We start from the raw sequence: 7605 nt of genomic DNA, 5'->3' as shown, positions 1-7605 counted from the left end.
GGCGTGCAACCGTTTCCAATGTGGGATTTTTTAACCTGGCAGTGCTGAAAAATTTTCATAAGATTGCTCTTTCGGTCACGCACATTTTGTCACAGGCTAAGAAGCATAAAGAAAACGAATGTGTGCTGGTGTGTTATTCCATGCACCTCCCGTTCTTGGTGGCCTGCTATATGGCCACGCGTATTAGAAAAGATATCCACCTGTGTGTCATTGTTCCGGACTTGCCTGAGTACATGAGCGTAAGAACGGGTTTCATGAAGCTCGTTTTCAAAATGCTGTCCAAGGTCTCTTATTTTGTCGTCAACAGAGCCGACAGTATTGTTGCGATTACTGCCCAGATGGTGAATGTGTTTCGCGCAGACATAAAAAAGGTCGTCATAGAGGGCATTGCCGATGCGAAGTATATTTCTGCCGGCGACGCCGAGTGCCGTGAGAATTATTTTCTTTACAGTGGAACATTGGATCGCCGGTACGGGATAAGAAACTTGCTTGATTCTTTTTTGACGTCTGGAATCGATAATTACGAATTGTTGATATGCGGTGACGGCGATGACCGTGCTTATGTTGAGTCGATTGCAGCCGACAACCCCAGGGTGAAATTTCTCGGGCAATTGGATCGCTCCGCGGTACTCAACTTTCAGCGAAATGCAAAATTGCTGATTAATCCTCGAAATAACGAGTCGACGTTTACGAAGTTCTCGTTTCCTTCTAAAGTCATCGAATACATGTCGTCGGGTACGCCGGTATTGATGTATGCGCTGGACGGTATACCGGATGAGTATTATGATTTTTGCTTTGTGGTGCCCCCGGGTGATAATGGGTTGGCAGCGAAGCTGAGAGAGGTTTCTAAGCTGTCGGATGTCGAGCTAGTGGCGAAAGGTCGTTCCGCCAAAGAATTTATTATTGAAAATAAAATGCCTGGTGTGCAGGTGCATAAGCTGTTAGAAAAAATCAGAGGAGAACGTTATGTTTGAAGGCAAGAAGTTGCTCATTTCCGGAGGTACCGGTTCTTTTGGTAACGCGGTTCTTAAGCGGTTTCTAGACACCGATATTGCCGAAATCCGAATTTTTAGTCGCGACGAAAAGAAACAGGATGACATGCGTAAGCGCTACGCGAACTCCAAACTGAAATTTTACATCGGTGATGTTCGGGACTATCAAAGTGTCCTGAACGCTACCCGAGGCGTTGATTATATTTTCCACGCGGCTGCGTTGAAGCAGGTCACGTCGTGCGAGTTTCATCCAATGGAAGCTGTCAAAACCAACGTTCTGGGTACTGAGAATCTGCTCGAAGCGGCAATTCAGAATGAGGTGAAGCGGGTTGTATGCCTGAGCACCGACAAGGCGGTATACCCGATCAATGCCATGGGAATCTCCAAGGCAATGATGGAAAAGGTCATGGTTGCGAAGTCGCGAAATGTCGATGAAACGAAGACGGTCATCTGTGGTACGCGCTATGGCAATGTCATGGCATCTCGTGGTTCGGTGATCCCGTTGTTCATTGAGCAGATCCGTGCAGGCCTGCCGTTGACCCTGACTGATCCCAATATGACGCGTTTCATGATGACGCTGGCCGATGCCGTTGACCTTGTTCTGTACGCTTTCAAGCATGGCAATAACGGTGATTTGTTCGTGCAAAAAGCCCCTGCTGCCACTGTGGAGGTGTTGGCTAAGGCGCTGACCGCAATGATGGGCAAACCAGAGTACGACATTCAGGTTATCGGCACCCGCCATGGCGAAAAGTTGTTCGAAGCTTTGTTGAGCCGTGAAGAAATGGCCTCTGCTGAAGACATGGGCGAATACTTCCGCATCCCACCCGATTTGCGCGACCTGAACTACTCAAAATTTGTAGAACAAGGTGAAGCTAAAATATCCAGAACCGAAGACTACAACTCCCATAACACCGAGCGCCTGGACGTCGCCGGGATGCAAAAGTTGTTGTTGAAGCTGGACTTCATGCACGCGATCCAGCGCGGCGAGCATGCGACACCTGAGGAATAAACAATGAAGGTTCTGATTACGGGCGCCAATGGTTTTGTCGGACAGAATCTCATCTCGCACTTGGGCGAGCGTGATGATATCCAGGTCTTGCGGTTTACTCGCGACGACGCGCTGTCGAGCCTGCCTGGCTTGGTGGCGCAGGTGGATTTTGTTTTCCACCTTGCGGGTGTCAACCGACCTGTTGACCCTCAGGAATTCAACACGGGCAACACCGATCTGACCGGGGCGCTCTGTGACGCCGTAATCAGCAGCGGTCGGCCAGTACCGGTGCTGTACACGTCGTCCAGCCAAGCGGAACTTGATAACCCCTACGGCAGCAGCAAGCGCGGTGCCGAGGAATTACTGCTGAATCTGCAGTCATCCGTGAAGGCACCCGTGTATATTTTCCGTTTGCCGAACGTTTTTGGAAAATGGGCACGGCCTAACTACAATTCTGCAGTAGCGACCTTTTGTAACAACATCGCTCGCGATATTCCGATCAAGGTCAATGATCCGCAGGCGATGATTAACCTTGTCTATATCGACGATGTAGTTGCACGGTTCATCTGCGTCATGGAGGGTGAAGTAAGCGCGCAATCCTTTGTCAGCGTTGAACCCCAGTACAGTATCAGTGTGGGTGGGCTGGTTGAGCAACTCACCGCGTTTCGCGACAGTCGCACGACGATGATCAGTGAGCGCGTAGGCACCGGCCTGGTTCGCGCGTTGTACTCGACCTACCTGAGTTACTTGCCGACTGAACGGTTCACCTACAAGGTTCCCAAGTATGAGGATCCGCGTGGGGTGTTTGTTGAAATGCTTAAAACACCGGATGCGGGGCAATTTTCATTCTTCACCGCCCACCCGGGTATTACGCGCGGTGGGCACTACCATCACTCCAAGACAGAAAAGTTCCTTGTCATTAAAGGCCATGCCTGTTTCAGGTTTCGACATATTGTCTCCGGTGAATTTTATGAATTATTCACCACCGGAGAAGAGCCTGAAATTGTCGAGACGGTACCCGGTTGGACTCATGATGTGACCAATGTCGGCGATGCTGAGTTAATCGTTATGCTTTGGGCTAATGAGATTTTTGACCGTGAGCACCCCGACACCTTCACGATGCCTGTGGGTACTGAAGCCTAAAATAATCTCGAGTATAAATAGTCATGAAGAAAATGAAAGTTGTCACGGTCGTCGGTACCCGCCCTGAAATCATTCGCTTGTCGCGCGTTATCAGCGCGCTTGACAAGTACTGTGAACATATTCTGGTTCACACCGGCCAAAATTACGACTATGAGCTTAATGAAATCTTTTTCCAGGATTTGGCCATTCGTAAACCGGATCACTTTTTAAATGCTGCCGGTGCCAGTGGGGCAGAAACGATCGGTAATGTCATTATCGCTGTCGACCGTGTGCTTGCCGAAGTTCAGCCAGAAGCCCTGCTGGTACTGGGTGACACCAATAGCTGCATGGCGGTTATCCCTGCCAAGCGCCGCAAGATCCCTACGTTCCATATGGAGGCGGGGAATCGCTGCTTTGATATGCGCGTGCCGGAGGAGATCAATCGTCGTATCGTCGATCACACCGCCGATATAAACCTGACTTACAGTACGATTGCTCGTGATTACTTGTTGCGTGAGGGGTTGTCTCCGGACATGGTTATAAAGACCGGGAGCCCGATGTTTGAGGTACTGACCCACTACCGCGAGGGCATTGAGGCCTCGGACGTTCTTGAACGACTGGGTCTGCAGAAAGGCAAATTTTTTGTTGTCAGTGCTCATCGTGAGGAGAACATTGATTCGGACAAGAACTTTCTGAAACTTGTTGATGTGCTCAATACCGTGGCGGTTCAATATGGCGTCCCGGTTATTGTGTCCACACACCCGCGCACGCAAAAGCGTGTAGATGCAATGGGCATAGTGTTTCATGAGAACGTAAAGCTGCTCAAACCCTTGGGTTTCAAAGACTACAATAAGCTGCAGCTTACGGCGAAGGCAGTGTTGTCAGACAGTGGAACGATTAACGAAGAGTCATCTATACTGAATTTTCCGGCGCTGAATATTCGTGAAGCGCACGAACGTCCAGAAGGGATGGAGGAAGCAGCCGTAATGATGGTCGGCCTGGAAGTTAATCGCGTGCTTCAAGGCCTGAGTGTATTGGAAGGACAAGGTACCGACAATAATAGAACCTTGCGCCAAGTCGCTGATTACAGCATGCCGAACGTGTCTGAAAAAGTGGCGAGAATTATTCATAGTTATACCGACTATGTGAACCGGATAGTCTGGAAACGTTACTGACTGAGTCCTGTCAATGCCTGATCAAAAGCTCAACATATTGGTTGTTACGCAATATTTCTGGCCTGAGAATATGCGTATTAATGATCTTGTTCGTGATTTTTCCGAAAAGGGCCATTGCGTTACGGTATTGACGGGGTTGCCAAACTATCCTGAGGGTTGCATCTACAGCGATTATCGAGAGGCTCCGGAAAATTTTGCGGAGTATGCGGGTGCAAGTGTTGTGCGAGTCCCGCTGATCGCGCGAGGCAAACGCAGTATCGGCCTGATGTTGAATTACGCGTCTTTTTTTATTGCGGCGTCAGTTTTAGGGCCCTGGAAATTGCGCGGAAAGCAGTTCGACGCTGTGTTCGTTTATGCCGTCTCACCCATCATGGCTGCTATTCCAGCGTTGGTAATCGGCCGCATCAAACGGGCGCCCGTGTTTATTTGGGTCCTGGATCTGTGGCCTGAAACCCTTCGTGCGGTTGGTGCGGTGAATAATCCGCTGTTGCTTGGCGCCGTGGGTCGAATGGTGTCCTGGATTTACAACCGCGCTGACTACTTGTTACTTCAGTCTCATGGTTTTTTTGAGAGTGTGAGGAAGTACTGCACCCAACGTATTGATGCGGATCGCCTGGTTTATTTTCCCAGTTGGGCTGAGGATGATTTTTCCAGTGCTGTGCAGCCGACATCAACGTTACTTTATCGAGATGAATCGGTTTTCACCGTACTCTTCGCCGGTAACCTGGGTGAGGCGCAGGACTTTCCCGCGATCATTGATGCGGCTCAATCGCTTGTCGGGACGGTCTCGATACGCTGGGTCATTGTAGGTGATGGCCGGATGAGTGAGTGGCTCGCCACTGAACTCAGCACTCGCAAGATTGATAACGTCATGTTGCTGGGGCGTCATCCGCTGAAAGAAATGCCCGGTTTGTTCGCCTGCGCAGATGCATTGCTCGTCTCGCTCAAAACCAATGAGGTGTTTGAGAAAACCATTCCAGGCAAGGTTCAGGCTTACCTTGCGTCTGGAAAGCCGATATTGGGCATGATCAACGGAGAGGCAGCTCATGTTATCGAAGCGGCGGGTGCGGGGTTGTGCTGCCCTTCAGGCGAAGGGGTTGCCTTGGCTGACATCACTTCGAAATTGGCTGCTCTGGATAGCGAACAGCGAAAGGCAATGGGCGTCTCTGGGCGGCAGTATTATCTGGAAAATTATTCGAAGCCTACATTGTTGGCTCGTCTGGAAGCGCTGTTTCGCGAGGCAACTTTACGTAAGGACCAGCAGTAATGACGCATTCCGTTTTTTTGACCGGTGCCACCGGTTTTGTGGGTGGGGCGGTCTTGCGGCGCCTGATCTCGGATGGCGCCAATGTCACGGCAGCCGTTCGTGGCAACGCCGACGCTCTTGAAAAAGGTGTGCAGGTTGTTCGGTTTGATGCATTTGACACCACACACTGGCAAGAAAGCTTAGTTGGCATCGATGCGGTGGTTCATTGCGCAGCACGCGTTCACGTGATGAACGATGCCGAAACAGATCCACTGGCAGCTTTTCGCAAGGTGAACGTGCAGGGCACTTTGAGCCTTGCGGAGCAGGCCGCGCAAGCCGGTGTTCGACGGTTTGTGTTCATCAGTTCCATCAAGGTCAATGGCGAAGGGACGTTGCCAGGTAGGCCCTATACAACGGATGACCGGCCTGAGCCGAGTGATCCCTACGGTATTTCAAAGTTTGAAGCGGAGCAGGGGTTACTGGCGTTGGCTGAACGCACGGATATGGAGGTCGTGATTATCCGCCCTGTACTGGTTTATGGGCCGGGAGTAAAAGCCAACTTCTTGAATATGATGCGCTGGTTGGACAAGGGTGTGCCGCTGCCTTTTGGGGCTATCGACAATCGTCGCAGCCTGGTGGCGCTGGACAACCTGGTGGACTTGATTGTCACCTCCCTTACTCATCCCGCCGCCGCCAACCAGGTCTTCCTGGTAAGTGACGGCGAGGATCTTTCCACGACCCAGCTGTTGCACAAGACCGCTGCGGCGCTCGGCAAATCCGCTCGCCTGCTGCCTATTCCAAGTTGGATGCTCAGTACTGCGGCCAACCTCATGGGTAAAAAGGCATTGTCCCAAAGGCTTTGCGGCTCGCTGCAGGTTGATATCCATAAGGCCAGGACGTTGTTGCAGTGGTCGCCTCCCGTTTCAGTGGACAACGCACTTAAGGCCGTGGCTGTGCAGTACATGAGTGATAAGAAACAATGACGAATTGGTGGTTTTTTGCGGTCATCGCTGTTTTGTCGTGGGTGCTGACGGCTGCGTTGCGTCGCTACGCTCTGGCTCATAGCATCATCGATATTCCGATCGCGCGCAGTTCTCATTCCGTACCCACGCCCCGCGGCGGAGGCGTCGCCATCGTCGTCTCTTTCCTGTTGGCGCTGCTTTGGCTGGGGTGGACTGAAATCGTGTCGTTTCACACGTTGCTGGCGGTTGGCGGAGCGGGTGCGTTGATTGCAATCATCGGCTTCATGGATGACCACGGGCATATCGCTGCCCGTCGGCGTCTGGCGGGGCACTTTGTCGCTTCTGCATGGGCGCTATACTGGCTCGGCGGCTTGCCTGAAATAACGGTGTTTGGTGTGACCATAAACCTGGGATGGGTAGGGGGCGTACTCGCGGCGTTCTACTTGGTCTGGATGTTGAACTTGTACAATTTCATGGATGGCATTGACGGTATTGCAAGTGTTGAAGCTATCAGTGCATGCCTGGGCATGTGCTTGCTGTACTGGATGAGTGGTCATGCTGACCTGGTTTTACTGCCGCTGGTTCTGGCCATGGCGGTAGCGGGGTTTCTATTCTGGAACTTTCCACCTGCTCGCATATTCATGGGCGACGCCGGAAGTGGTTTTCTTGGGATTGTTCTAGGCGTTTTTTCCATCCAGGCCGCCTGGTCGTCTTCGCAGTTACTCTGGGCCTGGTTGATCTTGTTGGGGGTGTTCATCGTAGACGCCACCTTTACATTGATTCGTCGGCTGGTACGCGGAGACAAGGTGTATGAAGCGCATCGCAGCCATGCTTATCAATTTGCTTCCCGGCGGTTTGGGCGGCATTTGCCGGTGACACTCGCGGTCGCCGGGCTCAACTTGTTTTGGTTACTGCCTGTGGCAATGTGCGTGGTTGTGCTTGGGTTGGACGGTGCGCTGGGTGTTGTGATCGCCTATGTGCCCCTGGTGCTCCTGGCGCTCAAGTACCATGCCGGCGAGCTGGAAAAAATTGACACTGCGGCGAAAGGCGTCTGACGGTTCAACGGGTCTGAAATGTCAGATATCCAGAATGGTCATGTGGTTATTAACGAGAGGAACTG

At 51.7% G+C, this 7605-nt stretch carries 7 protein-coding genes; all 7 read left to right on the top strand.

The window, feature by feature from the left end; all coding sequences use genetic code 11:
- Nucleotides 1-974 (top strand): glycosyltransferase (locus tag WBB95_RS08785; RefSeq protein ID WP_424487226.1); only part of this gene is annotated, 974 nt, incomplete at its 5' end.
- Nucleotides 967-2001 (top strand): polysaccharide biosynthesis protein, encoded by a 1035-nt coding sequence (locus WBB95_RS08780; protein WP_424487225.1) that lies wholly within the window; start codon nucleotides 967-969, stop codon nucleotides 1999-2001. The genes WBB95_RS08785 and WBB95_RS08780, both read left to right, overlap by 8 nt.
- Nucleotides 2002-2004: 3 nt before the next feature.
- Complete coding sequence (wbjC, locus tag WBB95_RS08775) at nucleotides 2005-3123, top strand: UDP-2-acetamido-2,6-beta-L-arabino-hexul-4-ose reductase (protein ID WP_424487224.1); 1119 nt, start codon at nucleotides 2005-2007, stop codon at nucleotides 3121-3123.
- Between the two features lie 23 nt (nucleotides 3124-3146).
- Nucleotides 3147-4277 (top strand): non-hydrolyzing UDP-N-acetylglucosamine 2-epimerase, encoded by a 1131-nt coding sequence (wecB, locus tag WBB95_RS08770; protein WP_424487223.1) that lies wholly within the window; start codon nucleotides 3147-3149, stop codon nucleotides 4275-4277.
- 13 nt (nucleotides 4278-4290) lie between these two features.
- Entirely contained in the window at nucleotides 4291-5544 is a 1254-nt protein-coding gene (locus tag WBB95_RS08765) for a glycosyltransferase family 4 protein (protein WP_424487222.1), read from the top strand.
- On the top strand, nucleotides 5544-6506 hold the full coding sequence (locus tag WBB95_RS08760) for a UDP-glucose 4-epimerase family protein (RefSeq protein ID WP_424487221.1): 963 nt from the start codon (nucleotides 5544-5546) through the stop codon (nucleotides 6504-6506). Before WBB95_RS08765 ends, WBB95_RS08760 begins: the two co-directional genes overlap by 1 nt.
- Nucleotides 6503-7540 (top strand): MraY family glycosyltransferase, encoded by a 1038-nt coding sequence (locus WBB95_RS08755; RefSeq protein ID WP_424487220.1) that lies wholly within the window; start codon nucleotides 6503-6505, stop codon nucleotides 7538-7540. Before WBB95_RS08760 ends, WBB95_RS08755 begins: the two co-directional genes overlap by 4 nt.
- The last annotated feature ends 65 nt before the right edge of the window (nucleotides 7541-7605 follow it).

The organism is Pseudomonas sp. (assembly GCF_049645325.1).
Lineage (GTDB): Bacteria > Pseudomonadota > Gammaproteobacteria > Pseudomonadales > Pseudomonadaceae > Aquipseudomonas.
The sequence above is the reverse complement of the archived record's forward strand: the minus strand, read 5'-3'. Positions and strand labels throughout refer to the sequence as shown.

Excerpts from the sequence above, each read along its gene's own strand:
- WBB95_RS08780 (WP_424487225.1), top strand. The coding sequence starts at position 967 with ATGTTTGAAGGCAAGAAGTTGCTCATTTCCGGAGGTACCGGTTCTTTT.
- wbjC (WP_424487224.1), top strand. The coding sequence starts at position 2,005 with ATGAAGGTTCTGATTACGGGCGCCAATGGTTTTGTCGGACAGAATCTC.
- wecB (WP_424487223.1), top strand. The coding sequence starts at position 3,147 with ATGAAGAAAATGAAAGTTGTCACGGTCGTCGGTACCCGCCCTGAAATC.
- WBB95_RS08765 (WP_424487222.1), top strand. The coding sequence starts at position 4,291 with ATGCCTGATCAAAAGCTCAACATATTGGTTGTTACGCAATATTTCTGG.
- WBB95_RS08760 (WP_424487221.1), top strand. The coding sequence starts at position 5,544 with ATGACGCATTCCGTTTTTTTGACCGGTGCCACCGGTTTTGTGGGTGGG.
- WBB95_RS08755 (WP_424487220.1), top strand. The coding sequence starts at position 6,503 with ATGACGAATTGGTGGTTTTTTGCGGTCATCGCTGTTTTGTCGTGGGTG.